Source organism: Streptomyces violaceoruber (genome assembly GCF_033406955.1).
GTDB classification, from domain to species: Bacteria; Actinomycetota; Actinomycetes; order Streptomycetales; family Streptomycetaceae; genus Streptomyces; species Streptomyces violaceoruber.
Map to the genome: position 1 here is coordinate 220310 of NZ_CP137734.1, position 22197 is coordinate 242506.

General features: G+C 73.0%; 19 protein-coding genes. 11 read left to right on the forward strand and 8 right to left on the reverse strand.

Features of this window, described 5'->3' with window-relative positions; all coding sequences use genetic code 11:
* Positions 1-95 precede the first annotated feature (95 nt).
* Positions 96-683, reverse strand: a complete 588-nt coding sequence (locus R2E43_RS01145) for a TetR/AcrR family transcriptional regulator (RefSeq protein ID WP_332055812.1) — start codon at positions 681-683, stop codon at positions 96-98.
* A 127-nt stretch (positions 684-810) separates the two neighbouring features.
* On the opposite strand from R2E43_RS01145, the gene R2E43_RS01150 reads away from it, so the two are divergent.
* A complete protein-coding gene (locus R2E43_RS01150; RefSeq protein WP_329429410.1) occupies positions 811-2283 on the forward strand; it encodes an amidase in 1473 nt (490 codons plus the stop codon).
* A gap of 295 nt (positions 2284-2578) precedes the next feature.
* Positions 2579-3793 (forward strand): alanine--tRNA ligase-related protein, encoded by a 1215-nt coding sequence (locus R2E43_RS01155; RefSeq protein WP_011031771.1) that lies wholly within the window; start codon positions 2579-2581, stop codon positions 3791-3793.
* 7 nt (positions 3794-3800) lie between these two features.
* Here the strand turns inward: R2E43_RS01155 and R2E43_RS01160 are convergent, their stop codons facing one another.
* The gene (locus tag R2E43_RS01160) at positions 3801-4736 is read right to left on the reverse strand and encodes a MurR/RpiR family transcriptional regulator (RefSeq protein ID WP_011031770.1); all 936 of its coding nucleotides are present in this window, start codon (positions 4734-4736) and stop codon (positions 3801-3803) included.
* Between the two features lie 207 nt (positions 4737-4943).
* On the opposite strand from R2E43_RS01160, the gene R2E43_RS01165 reads away from it, so the two are divergent.
* Genes R2E43_RS01165 through R2E43_RS01175 form a run of 3 tightly spaced genes read left to right on the forward strand, consistent with a single transcriptional unit; the run spans position 4944 to position 8723 of the window.
* A complete protein-coding gene (locus R2E43_RS01165; protein WP_332055813.1) occupies positions 4944-5930 on the forward strand; it encodes an N-acetylglucosamine kinase in 987 nt (328 codons plus the stop codon).
* An 8-nt stretch (positions 5931-5938) separates the two neighbouring features.
* Entirely contained in the window at positions 5939-7510 is a 1572-nt protein-coding gene (locus R2E43_RS01170; protein WP_003971547.1) for a sodium:solute symporter, read from the forward strand.
* 37 nt (positions 7511-7547) lie between these two features.
* Positions 7548-8723, forward strand: coding sequence for an anhydro-N-acetylmuramic acid kinase (locus R2E43_RS01175; protein ID WP_016328138.1), 1176 nt, complete (start codon positions 7548-7550; stop codon positions 8721-8723).
* A gap of 23 nt (positions 8724-8746) precedes the next feature.
* Here R2E43_RS01175 and mgrA read toward each other — a convergent pair whose 3' ends face one another.
* The 3 genes from mgrA to R2E43_RS01190 form a co-directional block, all read right to left on the reverse strand.
* Positions 8747-9793 (reverse strand): L-glyceraldehyde 3-phosphate reductase, encoded by a 1047-nt coding sequence (gene mgrA, locus R2E43_RS01180; protein WP_003971549.1) that lies wholly within the window; start codon positions 9791-9793, stop codon positions 8747-8749.
* A 164-nt stretch (positions 9794-9957) separates the two neighbouring features.
* Complete coding sequence (locus R2E43_RS01185) at positions 9958-10323, reverse strand: darcynin (RefSeq protein WP_003971550.1); 366 nt, start codon at positions 10321-10323, stop codon at positions 9958-9960.
* A 71-nt stretch (positions 10324-10394) separates the two neighbouring features.
* Complete coding sequence (locus R2E43_RS01190; protein ID WP_011031766.1) at positions 10395-11288, reverse strand: NAD(P)H-binding protein; 894 nt, start codon at positions 11286-11288, stop codon at positions 10395-10397.
* Positions 11289-11400: 112 nt separating this feature from the next.
* Between R2E43_RS01190 and R2E43_RS01195 the strand changes: the two genes are divergently transcribed.
* From R2E43_RS01195 to R2E43_RS01210, 4 genes are all read left to right on the forward strand, one after another.
* The gene (locus tag R2E43_RS01195) at positions 11401-12363 is read left to right on the forward strand and encodes a LysR substrate-binding domain-containing protein (RefSeq protein ID WP_136207621.1); all 963 of its coding nucleotides are present in this window, start codon (positions 11401-11403) and stop codon (positions 12361-12363) included.
* A gap of 491 nt (positions 12364-12854) precedes the next feature.
* Positions 12855-14375, forward strand: a complete 1521-nt coding sequence (locus R2E43_RS01200) for a catalase (RefSeq protein WP_093457702.1) — start codon at positions 12855-12857, stop codon at positions 14373-14375.
* A 264-nt stretch (positions 14376-14639) separates the two neighbouring features.
* Entirely contained in the window at positions 14640-15389 is a 750-nt protein-coding gene (locus tag R2E43_RS01205) for a hypothetical protein (RefSeq protein ID WP_030864375.1), read from the forward strand.
* Between the two features lie 147 nt (positions 15390-15536).
* The gene (locus R2E43_RS01210; RefSeq protein ID WP_003971555.1) at positions 15537-16457 is read left to right on the forward strand and encodes an SDR family oxidoreductase; all 921 of its coding nucleotides are present in this window, start codon (positions 15537-15539) and stop codon (positions 16455-16457) included.
* Positions 16458-16527: 70 nt separating this feature from the next.
* Here the strand turns inward: R2E43_RS01210 and R2E43_RS01215 are convergent, their stop codons facing one another.
* Both R2E43_RS01215 and R2E43_RS01220 read right to left on the reverse strand, forming a co-directional pair.
* Positions 16528-17895, reverse strand: a complete 1368-nt coding sequence (locus tag R2E43_RS01215) for a phosphatase PAP2 family protein (RefSeq protein WP_003971556.1) — start codon at positions 17893-17895, stop codon at positions 16528-16530.
* A 104-nt stretch (positions 17896-17999) separates the two neighbouring features.
* Positions 18000-19073 (reverse strand): alkene reductase, encoded by a 1074-nt coding sequence (locus R2E43_RS01220; protein WP_003971557.1) that lies wholly within the window; start codon positions 19071-19073, stop codon positions 18000-18002.
* A gap of 116 nt (positions 19074-19189) precedes the next feature.
* Here R2E43_RS01220 and R2E43_RS01225 point away from each other — a divergent pair, with 116 nt between their 5' ends.
* Positions 19190-19555, forward strand: coding sequence for a MerR family transcriptional regulator (locus R2E43_RS01225; protein ID WP_016328136.1), 366 nt, complete (start codon positions 19190-19192; stop codon positions 19553-19555).
* Positions 19556-19615: 60 nt separating this feature from the next.
* Positions 19616-20188, forward strand: coding sequence for a TetR/AcrR family transcriptional regulator (locus R2E43_RS01230; RefSeq protein ID WP_011031763.1), 573 nt, complete (start codon positions 19616-19618; stop codon positions 20186-20188).
* A gap of 34 nt (positions 20189-20222) precedes the next feature.
* Here the strand turns inward: R2E43_RS01230 and R2E43_RS01235 are convergent, their stop codons facing one another.
* Positions 20223-22097 (reverse strand): glycoside hydrolase family 9 protein, encoded by a 1875-nt coding sequence (locus R2E43_RS01235; protein ID WP_162495309.1) that lies wholly within the window; start codon positions 22095-22097, stop codon positions 20223-20225.
* Between the last annotated feature and the right edge of the window lie 100 nt (positions 22098-22197).

The following is a 22197-nucleotide window of genomic DNA, read 5'->3' on the forward strand; positions in this document are numbered from 1 at the left end:
CACCGGCCGGAGCAGACCGCCGACCCACCTCGGCGCGCTGCTCACCCGCAGCGGCCGAAGGCCCGCGGCACCGACACGATCCGGCTGGGCCCGTGCTACTGGTCGACGATCGCCTCGACGATGCGCATCAACCGCTCCCCCGCCCGGTCGATGCTTGCGTTCTGCGTGCTGACCTGCGCCCCTTCGAGGACGAAGGTGATCTGGGCCGCGACCTGTTCGGGGTCGGGCATCCCCGCCTCGGCACACATGCCGACCAGCCTGCGGGTCTGGCGGGCCTTGTGCTCCTCGATCACCCGTCGCGCGGGGTGGGAGTGGTCGGGCAGCTCGGCGAGGGAGTTGATGAAGGGGCAGCCCCGGTGCGAGAGCCCCGGCAGCCCGTCGGCGATGAAGCGGGCGAGGCCCAGGATCTGCTCCCGGGGCCGGCCGGGATGTTCGGCCTCGACGCGGTCGAAGGCCGCCTGGTACTCGGCGGCCAGGATCCGCAGCCATTCGGCGACGAGTGCGTCCTTGGTCTCGAAGTGCCGGTAGATCGCCATCTTGGTGGTCTCGGCCCGCTCGGCGATCGCCTGGACCCCCACGCGTCGGATGCCCTCGCCCTGGAAGAGCTCCTCGGCCGCGTCGAGGATGCGCTCGCGGGGCGGCAGCTTCGCCACTCTGCCCGGTCTGGCGGCGGTCGATGTCATGCCTGCTCCGTGATGTCCGGTCGATGGGGCCCCTCGCTGCTCTGCTACGGTACCAGCCCGTCCCGCTCGATACCGCTCGGTATCGTTCGGGACTCACAGGTATCTTCCGATCCACCCAGGAGTGACAGTGAAAGTGTCCGAGTACGTACGCCACGACGCGGTGGGCCTCGCGGAACTGGTGGCCAAGGGCGAGGTGACCCCCGCCGAGGTGGAGGCCGCCGCACACGAGGCTGTGCGGCGGGTCAACCCGCGGATCAACGCCGTCGTGGAGACCTGGCCGGCCGACGACCGGCCCGCCCCGGGCAGCACGCCGCTGGCCGGCGCGCCCTTCCTGATCAAGGACTTCGGGGTCGCCATGGAGGGCCGGCGCACGGAGCTGGGCAGCCGACTCGCGGCCGGGCACGTCGCCCGCTCCGACTCCTTCCTGATGCGGCGCTTCCGCCGCGCGGGCCTCGTGACCCTCGGGCGTACCGCGACACCGGAGCTGGCCTACAGCATCACCACGGAGCCGGTGCTGTACGGCCCGACCCGCAATCCGTGGGACCCCCGGCGCGGCGCCGGGGGATCCAGCGGTGGCGCGGCCGCGGCCGTGGCGGCCGGAGCGGTCCCCCTCGCCCACGCGACCGATGCCGCCGGCTCGCTGCGCATCCCCGCCGCGTACAACGGCCTCTTCGGGCTGAAGCCCACCCGCGGCCGGGTCTCCATGGGCCCCGCTCTCGACGAGGGATTCAACGGCCTGGCCGTCCAGGGCGGTGTCAGCCGCACCGTACGGGACAGCGCGGCGCTGCTCGACCTGATACGCGGTCCGGAGCCCGGCGACCCCTACTTCGCCGAACAGCCGTCCCGCCCCTACGCGGAGGAAGTCACGCGCCCGCCGGGCTCGCTGCGGATCGGGGTCCTGGCGCGGGCCTGGGGCGGGCGCCCCACCGCCGCCCCGGTGGCCGAGGCGCTGGAGCGCACCGTGCGGCTGCTCGAATCCCTCGGACACCGCACGGAGGAGGCCGCGGTCGGCCTCGGCGCCGACTGGGAGGAGTTCGTGCTGGCCAACGCCCGTCTGTCGACCGCGAATCTCGCGGCCTCGGTCGACGACCTGTCGGCGGCGCTGGGCCGGCCCGTCGACTCCTCGTTCCTCGAACCGGCGACGCTGGCCGCCCACCGCTACGGGCAACGGGTCAGCGGCCCGCAGTTCGTCACCGCCCTCGCGATCCGCAACCGCGTCGCCCGCGGCCTGGCGCGGTACTTCGGCACCTACGACCTGCTGCTCACCCCCACCCTGCCGGAGCCGCCCCCGCCGCTGGGCGCCTACGGCGCGGGCGCGGAGGCGCTCGACGGGCTCGGCTGGATCGAACGGCTCAACGACCACTCCCCGTTCACCATGGCGTTCAACGTGGCGGGCACACCCGCCATGTCCGTGCCGGTGACGGCCGACAGCGGCACCGGTCTCCCGATCGGTATGCAGTTCGCCGCCGGTTACGGCCTCGAAGGTCTCCTCTTCCGCCTCGCCGGCCAGCTCGAACAGGCACAGCCGTGGTCCGACCGCGTCCCCGCCGTGTGGGCGGGAGACTCCCCCGTTCCGTCAAGCCATCAGCTGGACGGATAGAACCGGAGGGACAGAAGTCGGGCGCACGGGGCGGCGCGGGTGCGGAATATGGGGTGCCCGCCCGCGCCCGGGGCGTTATCTTCGAGGCATGAACGTCATCGGCAGGAACATCTTCGCGACCGCGCGAGCGACCAGCTCGCCGGTTGCCGCCGCCTGACCTTCCCCCTTTCCCACCGGCGACCGGAAACGGTTCGTCGGTGGTTCACGTGGCGCTCCGCCACCTTCGCCCAGGTGCGAGGACCGCACGGTTCCGTTCTCCGGTGCCTCTCCCGCCCCGAAGCGAAGGAGTCACCCCATGGACACCGAGCACGTCCTCCGCACGTTCGTCGAGTACTACGAGGATCAGGGCCATCGCCGGATCACCGGCTCGACGCTGCTGCCCGAGCCGGGCGATCCCGTGCTGTTCACCAGCGCCGGCATGCATCCGCTCACCCCGTACCTGGAAGGCCGCCCCCACCCGCTGGGCCGGCGGCTGGTCAACGTACAGCGCTGTCTGCGCACCACGGACCTGGACGAGGTCGGGGACAGCACGCATCTGACGGTCTTCGAGATGCTCGGCACGTGGTCGCTGGGCGACTACGAGGGCTCGCGCAGCCTCGACTGGGCCCACCGGCTGCTCACCGAGGGCCTCGGGGTCGACCCGGGCCTGCTGCACGCCACCGTGTACGGGGGCGGTGAGCAGGTCGGGCCGGACACCGAGTCGCTGCGGCTGTGGCAGGAGCGCGGCGTTCCCGTGGAGCGGACGGTGGACGACAACTGGTGGTCCAACGGGCCGGTGGGCCCGTGCGGACCCGACTCGGAGATCTTCCTGTGGAGCGGTGACACCCCGCCCCGGTCCACGCCCACCGGCGACGACCGCTGGGTGGAGGTGTGGAACCACGTGATGATGCGCCACCGCCGACTGGACGACGGCCGCCTCGTGCCGCTTCCACAGCGCAATGTGGACACCGGCCTGGGCCTGGAGCGCCTCGCCATGCTCCTTCAGGGCAAGTCGTCGGTCTTCGAGTGCGACGTCTTCGAGCCGTGGCGACGCCTGCTGCCCGTCCTGTGGCCGTTGGACGAACCGTCGTTCCGGGTGGTCTGCGACCACCTCCGGTCGGCCGTCGTGATCGTCGGCGACGGTGTCCGCCCGTCCAACACCGGCCGGGGCTACGTGCTGCGGCGCCTGGTGCGGCGGCTGCTCACCGTGCTGTGGCGGGACGATCCCTCGCGCGGGCTCGGTGACCTGCCGGACGAGTTGATCACGCACACCCTGGACCACTTCCGGCAGGACGGCGACCCCGGCCTCCCCGGCCTCGTGCGGCGCCTGCTGGTGGAGGAGGAGCGCCGGTTCCGGCGGCTCCTGGACCGCGGCCGGAACGTGCTCGCCCGGCCCCGTTTCCGGGGCCCGCTGGGAGAGGAGGACTTCCACTACCTCCATGACACCCACGGTCTGCCGCGCGAGCTGGTGACGAGCCTGCGCGAGGGCGAGTACCCGGAAACGGAAGGTGTGGGGGCCGTGCGGTCGTGACGCGCCGTCACCCGGTGCGGCGTGTGGGGCGCCGGCGGCGCTGGACGGCTCCGTAGGTCTCTTCGAGGGCGGTGGTCGCCGCGTCGTAGGAGCGCTGGGCGACGCCGACGAAGAGGCAGTCGATGACGGCCAGTTGGGCGATGCGGCTGACGGTCGCTCCGGAGCGGAACGGTGTTTCCCGCGCGCAGGTCGTCAGCACCAGGTCGGCGCCGGTCGCGAGCGTGGAGCCCGGGTCGTTGGTCAGGGCGATGGTGGTGGCTCCGCGTTCGGCCGCGGCCTGGAGGGGCTCGGTGGTGTCCTCGGTCTCCCCGGAGTGGGAGACGGCCAGGGCCACATCACCGGGCCCCAGCAGGGCCGTCGCGGTGAGCGCCGCGTGCCGGTCGCTCCAGATGAAGGCCATCCGGCCTATGCGGTGCAGCTTCTGGTGCAGATCCTGGCCGACGAACGCGCTGGCCCCCACGCCGAAGATATCGACCCTGCGGGCCTTGGCCACCGCGTCCACCGCCCGGCCCAGCGCGTCGACGTCGAGTGCGGCGCCCGAGTCCTCCAGGGCCCGCACCTCGTTGTAGATGATCTTGCTGACTATCCGGTCCAGCGAGTCCGTCGGACTGATGTCGGTGCCGCCCTGCGCCGCCCGCTCGCCGCCCAGCGCGTGCTCCCGCGCGGCGGCGGCCGCCAGCGCCAGGCGCAGCTGGGGGTAGTTGCCCGTGCCGATCGTGCGGCAGAACCGCATCACGGTGGCCGCCGAGGTGCTCGCCCGCTCCGCCAGCGCGTGGATGGACAGTTCCGCGACCTGTCCGGGGTCGGCGAGGACCGCGTCGGCCACCCGCCGCTCCGAGGGGGCCAGGGAGGGCCGGGCGGCGCGGACGCGCGTGAGGACGTCGGCGAGCGGGGCGTCCTGGGCGGACGGCTCCGGCGCGCGGGACGAGGACTGGCGGACCATGGCCCCTCCTGGAAGTGGTGAGCACAGGGTAATGGGACGGCCCGAGGGGGTCAAAAAGTTACGCACTGAACAACCTGACGTTACTTATTGACATCCGGAGGGCGGCGTTCCCATACTCGGACGGCGATCCGCACCGGTCACCGACGACCTGGTGGCTCTCGACGTGCCGGGTCACTCGGGCAAAGGGCAAGCCGTATGACTTCAGTAGTGGCGGTAGATCTCGGGAAGACCGGTTGCCGCGCCATGCTGTGGAACAGCGCCGACTCGTCACGGGCCGTCAACTCCGTGGCCGGTGCCCCCGGGCTGGCGGCGCCCGACGGGGTGACCGCGGCGCGTGCGGCCGTGCGCGCCGCCGTCGAACCGCTCCTTCGGGAAGCGGGCGGCGCCCGGCCGGAGTCCGTCCTCGTGGGCGCCGCCGGAGCGGCTTCGGCCCCCGCGGCCGCCCGATCCCTGGTGGGTGCCCTTCTGGAGGATCTGCCCGTCCGGGAGGCTGCTGTCACCAGCGACGCCGTCACCGCCCACGCCGGCGCGCTCGGCGGCCGGGCGGGGGTGGTGCTCGCGATCGGTACCGGGGCCGTCGCCGTCGGCATCGGCGCCGACGGGACGTACGCACGCGTCGACGGCTGGGGCCCGCTGCTCGGTGACGACGGCAGCGGCGCCCGGATCGGCACGGCCGGGTTGCGCGCGGCCCTGCGCGCCCACGACGGGCGGGGCCCGGACACCGTGCTGCTGGACGCCGCCGCCGGCCTCTTCGGTGACCTCGAACGGCTGCCGGCGACCGTCGGACGGGACGGCAATCCGGCACGTACGGCCGCCACGTTCGCCCCCGAGGTGGCCCGCGCCGCCGACGCGGGGGACGCCGTGGCATCGGCGATCGTCCGGGACGCGGCCGCGGACCTGGCCGAGACCGCGCTCGCGGCGGCCCGCCGGATCACCGCGGGCGGCGAGCCGCTGCCGGCGGCCGTCACCGGTGGGCTGACCGGTCTCGGCCCGGCCCTGATGGCGCCGCTGACCGCCGCCCTCACCGGTTCCGGACTCCCCGTGCGGCTCACGTCCGCGCTCGGCGACCCCCTGGACGGGGCCCGCCTGCTGGCGCTGGACCGCGCGACCCCTCACACCTCCCTCGTCGTCCGCGTCCGCCGGACGACCGCCAACCCCTCCCCCACGCCGGCGACCCCACCGGCCAGTGTCTAGGAGCAAGCGTGCGCCAGCTCGACCTCGTGGTGATCGTGGTCTATCTGATCGGGATCGCCTGGATCGGCCTGCGGAAGGCAGGCCGGCAGAAGTCGGCGAAGGACTACTTCGTCGGTGAAGGCCACATGCCGTGGTGGACGGTCTCCTTCTCCGTCGTCGCCACGGAGACCAGTGTGCTGACGGTGATCAGCGTCCCCGGCGGCGCCTACAGCGGCCAGGGATTCGGCAACGTCGAACTCGCCCTGGGCTACGTCGTCGGACGCGTCGTCGTGGCCACGGTGCTGATCCCCCTCTACAAGCGCGGCGGCTTCGTCAGCGCCTACCAGTACCTGGGCGACCGGTTCGGGCTGAAGCTCCAAGGGCTCGCCTCGGTGACCTTCGTGTTCACCCGGCTCCTGGCCGAGGGCGTGCGGCTGTTCGCCTCCGCCATCCCGATCAAGCTGCTGCTCGACGAGTTCGGGGTGCACGCGAGCTACCGCGCGATCATCATCGTGATCACCCTCATCACCGTGGTCTACACGTACCTGGGCGGCATCAAGGCGGTCATCTGGACCGACGCCATCCAGATGGTCCTCTACCTCGGCGGCGCGGTCCTCGCCGTGGCCGTGCTCTCCGCCCACGTCGGCGGTGACGGCTACGCACGTGCACTGGACGCCGGGAAGTTCCAGCTCTTCGACACCGACTTCAACCTGGCCCACATCCTCACCAGCCCGTTCGCCCTGCCCACGGCCATCATCGGCGGCGCCATCTTCGCCATGGCCTCGCACGGCTCCGACCAGCTGATCGTCCAGCGCGTGCTGGCGACGCGGACGCTGCGCGAGGGCCAGAAGGCCATGATCGCCTCGGGTGTCTTCGTCACCGTTCAGTTCGCCGCGTTCTCCCTCGTCGGCGCGCTGCTGTGGTCGTACAACGAGGGCAGGTCCTTCGCCGAGCTGGGCCTGTCCAGCTCGGACAACCTCTACCCCGAGTTCATCCTGCACGGGCTGCCCGTGGTGGTCTCGGGCCTGCTGGTGGCCGGCATCCTGGGCGCCGCGATGGGCTCGCTGTCCTCGGCGCTGAACTCCATGTCGAACTCGACGGTCGCCGACATCATCCACAGCTTCTTCCGCAGTACACCCTCCGAGGAGGCGCTGCTCAGGCTCGCCCGCTGGATGACGCTGGTGTGGGCGACGCTCATGGCCGTCTTCGCCTGCGCGTTCAGCGCGAGCACCGGCAACGTGTACCTGACGGGCCTGACCATCGCGGGCTACACCTACGGCGCACTGCTCGGCGCCTTCCTGCTGGGACGGCTCGTCAAACGGGCCAACGAGGTCGACTCCGTCGTGGCCTTCCTGGTCACCATCGGGGTGATGACGTACATCGTGCGCGGCGTGAAGATCGACGTCACCACCGGCGGGACCACGGTGTCCCAGGCGATCGCGGCCCAGTGGCTGGTGCCGATCGGCGTGCTGATCACCCTGCTCGTCGGCGGTGTGCTGAGCCTGTTCCACCGGGCCCCGGAGCCCTCGGCGGTCACCGCACTCGACGAGGAGCCGGGCGACGGACCCGACCGGCTGACCACGACGGCCGGGCGGAAGTGACCTCGTCCCGCCCGCTCAACCCCCGCAGGAGTACATCGTGCGTGTGATCGGCCTGATGTCGGGCACGTCCTACGACGCCGTCGAGGCGGCCGCCGCGGACCTCGAACTGGAGGGCGAGGCCCTGGTGATGCGCCCGCTCGGCCATCTCTCCGCCCCCTACCCGGACGGGCTGCGGGACCTGATCGCGGACAGCCTGCCCCCGGCGGCCGCGACCGTCCGGACCGTGGCCCGGCTCGACACCGGCATCGGGCAGGCCTTCGCCGACGTGGCCGTGCGGGCGGTGCGCGAGCTGTGCGGGGGCGCCGCCGATCTGGTGGTCTCGCACGGGCAGACCCTGTACCACTGGGTGGAGGACGGCGCCGTGCGCGGCACCCTCCAGCTCGGCCAGCCCGCCTGGATCGCCGAGGCGACCGGTCTGCCCGTCGTCTCCGACCTGCGCGGCAGGGACGTCGCGGCCGGCGGTCAGGGGGCGCCGCTGGTGGCCATGACCGACGTCCTGGCCATGGCGGCGCTGCCCGGCGTCCCCGCCGCCCTCAACCTCGGCGGGATCGCCAACGTCACCGTCGTCGCCCCGGGCGCCGAGCCGCTGGCCTTCGACACCGGGCCGGCCAACGCGCTGATGGACGCCGCCGTACGGCACTTCACCGGCGGTGCGGCCGCCTTCGACGAGGACGGGCGCCGGGCCGGGGCCGGCCGGGTCGATCCGGGGCTGCTGCGGGTGCTGCTGGACGACCCGTACTACGGCAGGCCGGCTCCGAAGAGCACCGGCAAGGAGCAGTTCCACCTGCCGTATCTGCTGGCGGCGCTCGCGGCGGCGCCCGTGGCGGAACCCGACGACGTCCTGGCGACCCTGGCCCGGCTCACCGCCGTCACGGTGGCCGACGCCTGCCGGGCGCACGGCGTGACGCGGCTCGTCGTGTCCGGCGGTGGCGCGCGCAACCCCGTGCTGATGGGCATGATCGCCGGGGAGCTGCCCGGGGTGGACCTCGGTTCCAGCGACGCGCTCGGGCTGCCGTCCGACGCCAAGGAGGCACTTGCCTTCGCCCTCCTGGGCTTCCTGACCGTCAACGGCCTGCCCGGCGCGATCCCCTCGGGGACGGGTGCGCGCCGGGCGTCACTGCTCGGCAGCATCACGCCCGGGCGGGAGCCCCTGCGGCTGCCCGAGCCGGCCGGCGAGCCGCCCCGGGTGCTGCGCGTCGTCGGCGGGCCCTGAGCACTTCCGGGGCGGGGGACGCCTCAGCCGAGGTCGCCGGTGCGGGCCCGCCGCCACAGGTCGACGTCACCGTCGACGACCGCGTACTCGTCGATCTCGGCCAGTTCGTCGTCGTCGAAGGACGGGTTGGCCAGAGCGGCGACGTTCTCCTCCAGCTGCTCGGGCCGGGAGGCACCGATCACCAGCGAGGTGACGCGCGGGTCGCGCAGCGCCCAGGCGAGCGCCATCTGCGCCAGGCTCTGGCCCCGGCGGGCGGCGATGTCGTTCAGGGCGCGCAGCCGCCGGACGGTGTCGTCGGTGAGCCAGCCGGTCGCGAAGGACTTGCCCTGGGTGGCGCGGGACCCCTCGGGCACGCCGTCGAGATAGCGGCCGGTGAGCAGCCCCTGGGCCAGCGCGGTGAACCCGATGACGCCAAAGCCCTCGTCGGCGGCCGCGTCGAGCAGGCCCTCGGTCTCGATCCACCGGTTGAGCATGTTGTACGACGGCTGGTGGATCAGCAGCGGTGTGCCCAGGTCGCGGAGGATCGCCGCGGCCTGCCGGGAGCGCTCGGCGTCGTAGGAGGAGATGCCGACGTAGAGCGCCTTGCCCTGCCGCACCGCCGTGTCCAGCGCCGTCATGGTCTCCTCCAGCGGGGTGGAGGCGTCCAGGCGGTGGGAGTAGAAGATGTCGACGTAGTCCAGACCCGTCCGCTTCAGTGACTGGTCGAGCGAGGCGAGCACGTACTTGCGGGAGCCGCCGCCCTGGCCGTACGGGCCGGGCCACATGTCCCACCCGGCCTTGGTCGACACCACCAGCTCGTCGCGGTACGGCGCCAGGTCCTGCCGCATGATCCGGCCGAAGTTGATCTCGGCCGACCCGTAGGGCGGACCGTAGTTGTTGGCGAGGTCGTGGTGGGTGATGCCGAGGTCGAAGGCGCGCAGGGCGATCCGCCGCTGGGTCTCGAACGGCTTGTCGTCGCCGAAGTTGTGCCAGTAGCCCAGGGAGAGCGCGGGCAGGTCGAGCCCGGAGCGTCCGGTGCGGCGGTAGTGCATGCTGCCGTCGTAGCGGCTGGGGTCCGCGACGTGGTTCATGGGGGTTCTCCGGTGGGGAAGCGGGTCGGGCGGCCCGCGCCGCGTGACCGTCCGGCCGCGGCGGGATCGCGGGCGCCGTCAGTTTCTCACCGTCGTCGGCGCCGTGATCCACCTGGTCGCACTCGTCCCTCCCGGCGTCGCGGCCCCCGGCGGACCGCCGGCGGTCAGGTGGAGAGGGTGGTGACCGCGTCGACTCCGTAGGTGCGCGCGTAACCGTTCTCCGTGCCCACCAGGAGGTCGACGACCTCGAAGTACCGGTCCCAGAAGGGCGTCTCGCGCAGGGCGTCGACGAGGAGCTGGTAGGCGTGGTGGTCGTCGGCCTCCCAGACCCACACGTCGGTGACGCGGGCGGAGTAGAACTCCGTGTCGTAGAAGCGTGACCGGACGCCGGCGGTCCTGGCCCTGACGACGGGGACGACCTCCGTGGTGAAGGCGTGCACCCGCTCCTCGACGGTCAGGGCGAGCCACTCGGGTGTGGTCTTGACGAGCATGAAAGCGGTGACCGGGGTGTGGGCCGTCTCTTCGGGCATGGTTGCTCCCCGTTTCGGAGTGAGAGTGAGTGTGAGATGGGTGGGGGTGGGTGGAGAGTGGGGGTGAGGAGTCAGGACAGGACCACGGGCCCGAGGGTCCGGGCGACCCAGTCCTCGAAGGTGGTCGGGGTGGCCGTGTCCGGGGTGCGGGTGACGCCGGCGTCGAGGCCGTCGTCCTTGGCCCGCTTCATGTCGACGACGCCGTCCACGAAGTCCTTGTCGAGGCCGTAGCCGACCAGGGTGGAGCGCAGGTCGTCGAGCGTGTGGCGTTCGTAGCGGACGGGGCGGCCGAGCCGCTCGGTCATGATGCGGGCCAGGTCGTTGGGCGACAGGTCCCGCGGGCCGAGCACCGGGACGCTGCCGGTGCCGGTCCAGGACCGGTCGAGCAACAGGCCGGCAGCCACGGAGGCGATGTCGGCGACGGCCACGAGGGGCGACTTGCGGTCGGCGTCGAGGACGTCGGTGAAGCAACCGTGCTCCCGGATCGAGTCGGCCTCCTCCAGGAGGTTCTCGAAGAACGACGGGCTGGCCAGGGCCCGGTGGGCGACGCCGGTTTCCGCGATGAGGTCGTCCACGGCGAGGGACGCGGTGACGAGTCCCGCGCGGGCCGCGACCGGGGTGCCGCGGCCCAGGGCGGAGACGCCGACGACATGGCCGACGCCGTGCGCGACGAGCGCGTGCGCGGCGGGCCGGGTGAAGCCCCGGTAGGCGTCGTCCGGGGTGCGGGAGGAGTCCGGCGGGACGAGCCAGAAGACGGCGTCGGCGCCGTCGAAGGCCCGGTCGACGACGGCGGGGTCGCCGTGCGAGCCGGTGACCACCTCGACGCGCTCGCGCACCGGGGCGGCCAGGCGTGCGGGATCGCGCACGATCACACGCAGTTCCTCGCCCCGGGCGGGGGCGGACTCCAGGAGCAGGGGCAGCAGTCGGCGCCCGATGTTCCCGGTGGGGGCAGTGATGACGATCATGAAAACCTCGTGGGTCGTTCCGTTCGGGTACGCCCACATCCTGCGGAGCCACGAAGCGTTGCCACAATGGGAACTTCAGCAAGGGATTGTTGCCTGGAACGGAATAACACTGGTGAACAGCACAGATCCGACCGCGCCGGTCATCGACGCCAACCTCGCCGTGGCGCTCGACGCCCTGCTGGCCGAGCAGAGCGTCACCCGCGCCGCCGCCCGCATGCGCACCTCCCCCGCGGCCATGAGCCGCACCCTCGGCCGCCTCCGCCGGCTCCTCCAGGACCCCCTGCTGGTCCGGGCGGGGCAGACCATGGTGCCGACCCCGAGGGCACTGGCCCTGCGGGACGAGGCCGCCACGGTCGTACGCCGGCTCGGCGCGCTGCTGACCCCGGCCACCGGCGTCGACCCGGCCACGCTGCGCAGCACCTTCAGCCTCCAGACCGCCGACCTGGTCGGCGCGGCCCTCGCCGCCGGTCTGCTGACACTGGCCGGACAGGAGGCGCCGGGGGTCTCGCTGCGGTTCCGGGCCGAGGAGTTGGAGGCCGGGCCGGCCCTGCGCGACGGCCGGGTGGACCTGGAGGTCGGGGCGATCGACCACGTGGATCCCGAGACGCGGGTCGAGGAGCTGGTCACCCTGCGGATGACGGCGGCCGTCCGGCCCGGCCACCCGCTCACCGAAGGACCCTTGACCGCGGCGCGGTTCGCCGCCGCCGAGCACGTCGGGGTCAGCCGCCGCGGCCGGTTCGACGGTCCGGTCGACGCCGCCCTGGCCGAGCACGGCCTCAGCCGCCGGGTCTCCGTCGTCCTCCCGGGACATCTGGCCGCACTGTCCCTCGCCGCCCGCACCGACGTCGTCGCGCTGGTGCCCGCCGCGCGGGACGAGGCCGACTTTTCCCCCAGTCCCCTCACCGAGCAGGCCCGGGTCCTCGGACTGCGCCTCCTCGACATCCCGCTGCCGCTGCCGCCGGTGACCATCGGCATGGCCTGGCACCCCCGGCACACCGCCGACGGCGCGCACCACTGGCTGCGCGCCGCTGTCCGCCGGGTGCTGCGTGCCGAGCCGTCCGCCCGGCGCGGGTAGTCGGGGAGGGAACGGGCGGGACAGGGTGCCGATCCGTCTTCCCCACCACCGCACCGGCCACCCCGCCGCACCGGCCGCCCCGCCGCACCGGCCACCCCGCCGCATCGGTCGCACCCGCCCCCGCTCCGCTTGCGGGGGCCGGGCGGCGGCGGAGACTGATACGGACGACGGCACTCCGGAAGGCCTGGACGGATGGGCGAGCACGCGGTGCGTCCCGGCGCCGGGACGCGGCACGGCCGACGAGCCGACGCGCCGACGGGATCCGCCCCCTCCTCCGTCCTGCCCGGCCCGCCCCGGCACCCACACCCGCACCCGATTGGCGCGGCCGCTCCTGGGCACACGTGCCGCGGGAACCACGCGGGCCGGGGCCCCGGGCACGGCCCGGGCGTCGGCGGGACCGTTCTGCCGGACAGGGCGAAAGGGGTCCCGTGCCCCGTGTTCGAGTCGCGCGGCTCCTGGGCGTCAGCCACTCCCCGACGAAAGGCAGTCTCATGACCGACACCCCGCCCGCCACCACCACGGACTCCGGCGCACCGGCGGAGAGCGACGAACACTCGCTCACCGCGGGCCCGGCGGGTCCGGTCCTCCTCCAGGACGCCTACCTCATCGAGCAGATGGCGCAGTTCAACCGGGAGCGCATCCCCGAGCGCCAGCCGCACGCCAAGGGCAGCGGCGCCTTCGGCCACTTCGAGGTGACGCACGACGTGAGCGCCTACACCAAGGCGGCCGTCTTCCAGCCGGGCACCCGGACCGACCTGGTCGCCCGCTTCTCCACCGTCGCCGGCGAGCGCGGCAGCCCGGACACCTGGCGCGACCCGCGGGGCTTCGCGGTGAAGTTCTACACCAGCCAGGGCAACTACGACATGGTCGGCAACAACACGCCGGTGTTCTTCGTCAAGGACCCGATGAAGTTCCAGCACTTCATCCGGTCGCAGAAGCGCCGGGCGGACAGCAACCTGCGCGACCACGACATGCAGTGGGACTTCTGGACGCTCTCGCCGGAATCCGCGCACCAGGTCACCTGGCTCATGGGAGACCGCGGCATCCCGCGCACCTGGCGCCACATGAACGGCTACACCTCCCACACCTACATGTGGATCAACGCGTCGGGCGAGCGCTTCTGGGTGAAGTACCACTTCAAGACCGACCAGGGCATCGAGTACTTCACCCAGCACGAGGCCGACCAGATGGCGGCGGCCGACACGGACTACCACATGCGGGACCTCTTCGAGCACATCCGCGACGGCGACTTCCCGAGCTGGACGCTGCACGTGCAGGTCATGCCGTACGAGGAAGCCGCGGGCTACCGGTTCAACCCGTTCGACCTGACGAAGGTGTGGCCGCACGGCGACTACCCCCTCATCCCGGTCGGCCGCATGACGCTGGACCGGAACCCGACGGACAACCACGCCGAGATCGAGCAGGCGGCCTTCCAGCCCAACAACCTGGTCCCGGGCATCGGCCCGAGCCCGGACCGCATGCTGCTGGCCCGGCTCTTCTCGTACGCCGACGCCCACCGCTACCGGATCGGCGCGAACTACCAGCAGCTTCCCGTGAACGCCCCGGTCGTCGACGTCCGCACCTACTCCAAGGACGGCGCGATGGCGTACCGGAAGACCACCGATCCGGTCTACGCGCCGAACTCCAAGGGCGGCCCCGCCGCCGACACCGAGCACTTCGGCACGCCGCCCAGCTGGGAGACGGACGGGTCCATCACGCGCACGGCCTACGTCAGCCACGCCGAGGACGACGACTGGGGGCAGCCGGGCACCCTGGTCCGCGAGGTGATGGACGACGCGGCCCGGGACCGGCTGGTCGACAACGTGGTGGACCACCTCCTCAACGAGGTGACCGAACCCGTGCTCCAGCGGGCCTTCGCGTACTGGTCGAACATCGACAGGACCATCGGCGACCGCATCGCCAAGGGGGTGCGGGCGAAGGCGGGCGAGAAGGACTTCAAGGCCGCCGAGCAGCGCAATCCGGCCCGGCAGGCCATGCAGGACAAGGCCTGAGTCCTCCCGCTGTTCTCCGCTCCGACGGGGCGTGCGCCGACCGGCGCACGCCCCGTCGCGCATGACCGGCGAGTTCTCCGTCGCAGGCGGTTCCGCCGAGGTCGCGGCACCGGCTCGTCGGAGTGCGGGCTGCTAGCATCCGGGCGTGCGTTGATCTGCGGTGCGGTGGCCCCGGCCGCCGCGGACGGAGTGACCGCCCTCTCGTCGACCGGACTTCGAGGGCGGCTCGGCATGTCTCCCGTCAAGCAGTCCGGAGGTCCGCACGTGTCCGCACCGCATCCGATGACCTATGAGGCGTTCCTCGCGCACGCCACCGCCGACCCCGACGTCGTCGGTCTGGTCCTCAAGGGTTCCCACGCCCACGACGGCATGCCCACCCGGCACTCCGACCACGACGTGTACGTCGTGGTCACCGACGGGGCGCGCACCGGCCTGACCGGACTCGACGGTTTCCGCTCCGCCCGGCTGGACCTGGTGGTCGTGACGGTGACGGAGTTCGACCGGCTCGGCGGCTGGGAGCGCTACGCGATCGCGCGGGCCCGGGTCCTGCTCGACCGGCTCGGCGGGCGCGTCGCGAGGATGGTGGCCGCCAAGGGACGGCTCGGCGTCGCGGAGGCCTCGCGGGTCGCGGCCGCCCGGCTGGACGCCTACGCCAACTCGCACTACCGGTCGCTCAAGAACGCCCGGGACGGGCATCCGCTCGCCGCGCGGCTCGACGCGGCGGACAGTATCGGCTTCCTGCTGGAGCTGCTGTTCGCCCTCGACCGCCGTCCGCGCCCCTACAACAAGTACCTGGAGTGGGAACTGGACCGGTTCCCGCTGACGGGGTGGGACGGGCGCGAACTTCTGGCCACGCTCGGACGGATCACCGGGGCCGGTGGCACGGACGTGCAGCGAGAGCTGTTCGGCAGGGTCGAGGCCGCGGCGCGCGAGGCGGGACACGCGGCGACACTGGACTCCTGGGGCGACGACCTCGCGCTGATGCGTCCCGCGGCACCGCGGCGCGACCTCTGACGGTCGACCATGACAGTCGCTGACATCGCGTGTTACCTTCGATGACAGCGGCTGTCATCGAAGGACTCGGTGCCGCGCTCGTCGCCCGTACCCGCGCTCGGTCCCGGGCGGGCAGCCGCCGCATACCGACATACCTGGAGGAATCTCATGCGTGTTTTCGTCACCGGCGCCTCCGGCTGGATCGGCTCAGCCGTCGTTCCCGAGCTGATCGGGGCCGGACATCAGGTCGTGGGGCTCGCCCGTTCGGACGCCTCGGCCGAGGCGCTCACCGCGGCCGGGGCCGGCGTGGTCCGGGGCACCCTGGACGACCTCGACGTCCTGCGGCGGGCCGCCGCCGACTCGGACGGGGTCGTCCACCTGGCCTTCAAGCACGACATCGCGTTCTCCGGCGACTTCAAGGGCGCCGGCGAGGCCGACCGGCGGGCCGTCGAGGTGATCGGCGAGGCGCTCGCCGGGTCCGACCGGCCGTTCACGATCGCGTCCGGAACGCCCGCGATTCCGGGGCACGTGGCCACCGAACACGACGGCCACGACGCGGACCGGGCCGCGGCCGCCCGGGGCGACGCCCAGCACATCCGGGCCGTCACCGCCGAACTGACCGTCTCCCTGTCCGCCCGCGGTGTCCGCTCCTCCGTGGTACGGCTGGCGCCGACCAATCACGGCGAGGGGGACAACGGGTTCGTACCGGCCCTCATCGGGATCGCCCGCGGCAAGGGCGTCTCCGGGTACATCGGCGACGGCACCAACCGCTGGTCGGCCGCGCACCGTCTCGACTCCGCGCGCCTGTTCCGCCTCGCGCTGGAGAAGGCCCCCGCGGGCTCGACGCTGCACGCCGTCGCGGAGGAGGGCCTGCCGGTGCGGGACCTCGCCGAGGTGGTCGGCCGGCAGCTGGGCCTGCCGGTGGTGTCGGTCCCGGCCGCGGAGGCGGAGGCCCACTTCGGCTGGCTGGCGGGCCCCCTCGCCGCCAACCGCGCGGCTTCCAGCGTCCTGACCCGCGAGCTGCTGGGGTGGGAGCCGGTCCAGCCCGGGCTCGTCGAGGACCTGGAGCAGGGCCACTACTTCAAGTAGCCCGGTCGCCTCCCGCGGCCTCGGTCGCCTCCCGCGGCCCCGGTCGCCGCGAGGGGCCCCGGTCCGGGCCTCAGACCAGCTCGGGCTGCGGTTCCGCGGGGCGCGGCGGTTCCGGCTGCCGCGCCGGCAGGGTCTTCGCCTCCCACCGCCGGGTGGTGCGCAGGTACCCGAGGACCACGGAGGCCGCCGCGAGGAGAAGCAGCGGCCCGGCGGCCCAGGGGTACCGGGCCATCTCCACCGGCAGGTGCCGGTAGGCCACCAGCAGCACCGCGAACACCGTGGTGCCGTACGCGACCAGCCGGACGGCCGCACCGTCCCAGCCCCGCGCGGACGCCCGCATCGCGGCCTCGACCGTGAGCGCGAAGACCACGCCGGCGACGAGGTCGGCGCCGTAGTGGTAGCCGAAGCCCAGGGTCGCGGTGAGGGTGGCGACCAGCCAGAACGTGCCCGCGAACCGCATGCCCCGGGAGCCCTTGCGGGAGTGGATGAACAGCGTCGTGGCCCACGCCGTGTGCAGGCTGGGCATGCAGTTGCGCGGGGTGATGTCGTCGAACGGGATCGCGTGCGGTGCGCCGGCCGGCGGCAGCGTGTGAGGCCACAGGTTGGCCACCGCCCACTGACCGCCGTCGGCGCCGTAGGCGAAGACCGGTCCGACGACCGGGAAGACCATGTAGACGGCGGGCCCGAGCAGCCCGATGACGAGGAAGGTCCGCACGAGGTGGTGGCTCGGGAACCGGCGCTCGACCGCCACGTGGCGCAGTTGGTACAGCCCGACGAGGGCGGCGGCCAGGGGCAGCTGGCCGTAGACGAGGTGGAGCACGTGGCCGCCGACCGGTCCGGTGGCGTCGACGAACCGGCCGACCAGCCACGAGGGATTGCCGAGCGCCTGGTCGGCGGTGGCCACGTACGGGTCGAGCACCGCCTTGCGGGTCTCCGAGGTGATGAGCAGCCAGGTGTCGCCCGTCTTGTGCCCGGCCACAAGGAGCAGGCCCAGCCCGGCGCCTTTGAGCAGCAGGGCCCGTTCGCTGCCCGTGCGACGCGTCACAGCGACGACCGCGCAGCCGAGGACCACCCACAGCGCGCCGTTGCCGAAGTTCGGGTCAGCGCCGACCGCCCAGCGCATCAGCAGGAAGACGACGTCGATGCCGATCGCCGCGCCGGCCGCGACGAGGCGCTGGCGCCAGGTGAGCACCACCATCGTCAGGGCGAGACCGGCGTACAGCAGGGGCCCGGAGCGCGGGGAGAAGACCACCTCCCGCGCCTGGTTGGTGATCGGGCCCCGCACGCCGTAGTGGCGCGCGACGATCTCCAGCGCGATGAGGAAACCGAGGGTCACCACACCGGCCGCGGTCCACAGCACGGCCCGCGGCCGGCGCCACGCGGCGAACAGGGTGCCGAGGTCTCTTCGCGAGAGTATTCGTGTCGGTGTGGTCTTCACTTGTTGGCCCGTTTGCTAGGGGTCGGACAAATCGGTAGCTCGTACGGATCGTCACGAGCTCGAACATGCTAACGGCACCGCCTCGCCGACCCCCGGGCCCACCGTCAGACCGTGTGCTGGTACGCCGGGTAGGTCAGGTAGCCCGCGTCACCGCCCTGGTAGTACGTGGACTCGTCGACCGGCGCCACCGGCAGGCCCGTGCGCAGCCGCTCGACCAGGTCCGGGTTGGCGATGAAGCCGCGGCCGAAGCTGATGAGGTCCGCCCCGAGCCCGAGCCAGTGGTCGGCGTCCTCGCGGCCGGTCTGCTTGGGTCCCATCGGCAGCACCGGGTTCATGACGAGCGTGCCCGGCCACACGCGGCGCAGGGCGACCAGCAGCTCCTCGTCGGCGGTGGCCTCGATGTGCACGTAGGCGATGCCGAGGCGGGACAGCTCGGTCAGCAGCTCGGTGTAGAGGTCGAGCACGTCGGTCTCCTCGACGCCCCAGAAGGTGCCCGCCGGGGAGAGGCGGATACCGGTCCGGTCGGCGCCGACGGCCTCGACGGTCGCGGACACGGCCTCGACGGCGAAGCGGATCCGGTGGGCCACCGGGCCGCCGTAGCGGTCGGTGCGCAGGTTCGCGTTCGTGGAGAGGAACTGGGAGATGAGGTAGCCGTTGGCGCCGTGCAGCTCGACGCCGTCGAAGCCGGCGTCGACGGCGCGGCGGGCCGCTTCGGCGTAGGACCGGGCCTGTTCCGGCACTTCGGCGGTCTCCAGGGCGCGGGGCGTCGGCACGGGCTGCGGCCCGGTCGGCGTGAACACCTCCCCGACGGCCGGGACGGCCGAGGGGCCGACCGGCAGCATGCCCGTGGTGTCGGGGTGCGAGACGCGGCCGCCGTGCATGATCTGCGCGAAGATCCGCCCGCCGTTGGTGTGCACGGCGGCGGTGACGGGGCGCCACGCGGCCACCTGCTCGTCGGTGTGCAGCCCCGGGGTCCCCGGGTTGGACTGGCCGACCTCGTTCGGCTGCACTCCCTCGGAGACGATCAGTCCGGCGGTGGCGCGCTGGGCGTAGTACGTGGCCATCGACGGCGTGGCCAGGCCGCCCCCGGCGGCACGCACCCGCGACATCGGGGCCATGACCATCCGGTTGGGCAGTGTCAGTTCGCCCAGCCGGTAACTGTCGAAGAGGGACGTCATGTCAGGACTCCTTCGTGGTCCGCGGGCCCGGATCTCGGGCACGACGGCTACGCTAGAACCTGACACTGACGTCAGAGGCAAGTATGTGTGCCGCGGATCACAGCAGGGAGCAGGTCATGCGGATCGGGGAAGTGGCGTCGCGGGCCGGAGTCAGCGTCCGGTCGGTGCGCTACTACGAGGACCAGGGACTGCTGGCCAGCACGCGCAGCGCCGGGGGCCAGCGCCAGTACACGGAGCACGAGGTCGAGCGGGTCCAGTTCCTCCAGCGGCTGTACGCCGCGGGCCTGTCCAGCCGGACCATCGCCGAACTGCTGCCCTGCGTGGACGCGCCCAGCGAGGTCCATTCCGACGCGGCGCTGGAGCGCATGGCGCAGGAGCGGGACCGGCTGACCGAGCACATCGCCGACCTCGTCCGCACCAGGGACGCGCTCAATGCCCTGATGACGGCGGCCCGCGAGTACCGGGACGCCCAGTTTGCCTAACCATGTTAGGCAAGCTCATAATCGTGCCCGGCTGCCGGGTGAGCGATGCGGAGGACGGGTGTGGCTCGGGTAGGACTGACGACCGAGGGTCTGATCAGGGCTGGGGCCGAGACGGCCGACGAGATCGGCTTCGAGCGCACCACGCCGACGGAGCTGGCCCGGCGGTTCGGCGTCCGCACGGCGAGTCTGTACTCGCATGTGAAGAACGCCCACGAGCTCAAGACCGGGATCGCGCTGTTCGCCCTGGCGGAGCTGGCCGACCTGGCCTCCGAGGCGGTGGCCGGGCGGGCCGGCAAGGACGCGCTGACCGCGTTCGCGAACGTCTACCGCGACTACGCCCGTGAACACCCGGGCCGCTTCGCCGCCACGCAGTTCCCGCTCGACGCGGAGGCGGCGGCCTCCAGTGCCGGGGGGCGGCACGCCCAGATGTCACGGGCGATCCTGCGCGGATACCGCCTGGCGGAACCGCACCAGACCCATGCCGTGCGGCTGTTGGGCAGCGTCTTCAGCGGCTTCGTCGGGCTGGAGGCCTCGGGCGGCTTCAGCCACAGCGCCCCCGACTCGCAGGAGAGCTGGACGGAGATCCTCGACGCGCTGGACGTCCTGCTGCGGACCTGGCCGACCACGTCCTGACCCGGCGCCGGGCACGTGCGGTGCCCCCTTCGCGTCAGGACCGCGCGGCGGTGAGGGAGAGTGCGTACAGCGCGGTCGAGGTGAAGTCGTCCGCCGGTTCCACCGTCTGCCAGGCCCGCACGTCGTCGACGTAGCCGGCGCCGTGACCGTCGTACCGCGACCACGGCCCGCCCTCCGGGGCGAAGGAGCAGGGACGGCTCCCGTCGAAGGCGTCCTGCTCCTTCAGCAGGTCCGCGTCGTTGGGCCCGTTGACGACGGCGCCGCGCAGGATGTCGCCGCGGCCGGTGCGGCTCATGGCCAGGTTGGCGACCTGGTGCTGGAGGCAGTGCGGGTAGAGGTCGCCCGCGCCCACGACGAAGCTGGTGCCCCAGGCGTTGGCCCCGAAGACCCAGGCCCGCTGCTGGGCGGCGAAGTCGTCGTACCGGTGGTCGCCGGTGACGCGCGCGTACAGCTCGGCGGTCGCGAGCAGCCCGAAGGTGTGGGGCACCGCGTCGAAGTCGGTGGGTATGACGCCCGAGCGGAAGGGGTCCTCGGCCGCGCGCTTTCGCCCCGTCTCCACCTGCCGCCCCAGTTCCGCCTCCAGGGCGGCCGCGAGGTCGTCGTCGGGGTCCGCCGAGGTGAGTACGTCGGCGTGGGCGAGGGCGCTGACGTCGGCGGGACCCAGGGGTCCGCCGCGCTCCTCGCGCAGGGCCGCGCGGGCCCGGCCGACCGCCTCGCGGCGCCACCGCGAGGCGCGTGCGTCGCCCAGGGCGTCCGCGCCGCGGGAGAGTTCGACGGCCGCCCACTCCATGTCGTCGCGCCAGGAGTGCTCCTGGTAGTAGTCCGCGGGCACGGTGGTGACCAGGTCCCCGGCGTCCGGCCGGGTGTCCGCCCGCGCGTAGACGGCGGCCGCCTTGTCCAGCCACTCGCGGGCCTGTGCCGGATCGTCCTCGGCCCCGGTCTGCGCGGCGAGGGCGAAGGCCGCGGCCACCCGGCCCGCCAGGTTGGGGCTCAGGGGCTCCCCCGGTTCGTTGGCGCGGAAGACGGGCCGGTACTTGAGGAGGTAGTCCGGGTCCCCCGGTCGCACGGTGAGCCGGTCGTCCTGCTCGGGCAGCCGCCACACGTCGTGGTCGCCGCGGACCTCCTGGCCGCCCGACCCCAGCCCCACCTGTGCGTAGAGCGTGCCCGTCTCCCCGTCCCACATCCTGTCCAGCCAGCTCAGACCGTGCCGTGCCTCCTCCCGCAGTCCGGGCACCGCCGGTGTGTCGCGGACGGTGGTCAGCATCTGTGCGACCACGTAGGACGTCGTGTGCGTGAACTTCAGGAAGTCGCCGGCGTCGAACCAGCCGCCCGACACGTCAACGGGCCCGCCGACCTCGGCCGGCGGGCCGGTGCCCGCCGGCTCGTAGACGCGCGCCCGCTCGTCGGTCAGGTGCGAGGGCTCCCGGCCGGTCGCGTCGGCCAGTACGTCCCCGCCGTCCCGCTGGGTGCCGAAGAAGCGCACGCCGTCCGCGCGCAGCGGGTCCAGCAACCGCCCCGCCGGCGCCACCCGGAAGCGGACCTCGGGCTCGCCGCCCGCGCCGACCAGGCGCAGCCGGTAGGTGCCGGTGCGGCGCAGCGAGGAGAGGTCGATGGTGCGCACCGCGGTGTACGTGTCGTTCCAGCCGCCTAGGGAGGGCCCGAGGGTGCCCTGCCCGGCCGTGTCGCCGTGCTCGTCCAGGACCTCGAACCCGGCGTCCGCCAACGTGTCCCGGTCGCCCATGACATAGGCGAACTTCTTCTCGCCGGCCACGTAACCGACCTGGTTGACGCGGATGGCCGCCGGCACCTCGCCGCCGTCCCCGGAGCACGCGGTGAGGCAGCAGGCCGCCAGGACGGAAGCGGTCACGGCCGACACGGAGCGGGCCGACGGCGAGAGGAAGTGGTTCATGGCGGACAGTCTGGTCGATGACACCACCGCGGCGGGGGCCGAGGTGCCGACCGGGGGCGGGGCGGGGAAGCGGACGTTTGTGCGGGATAGGCTCTGATCC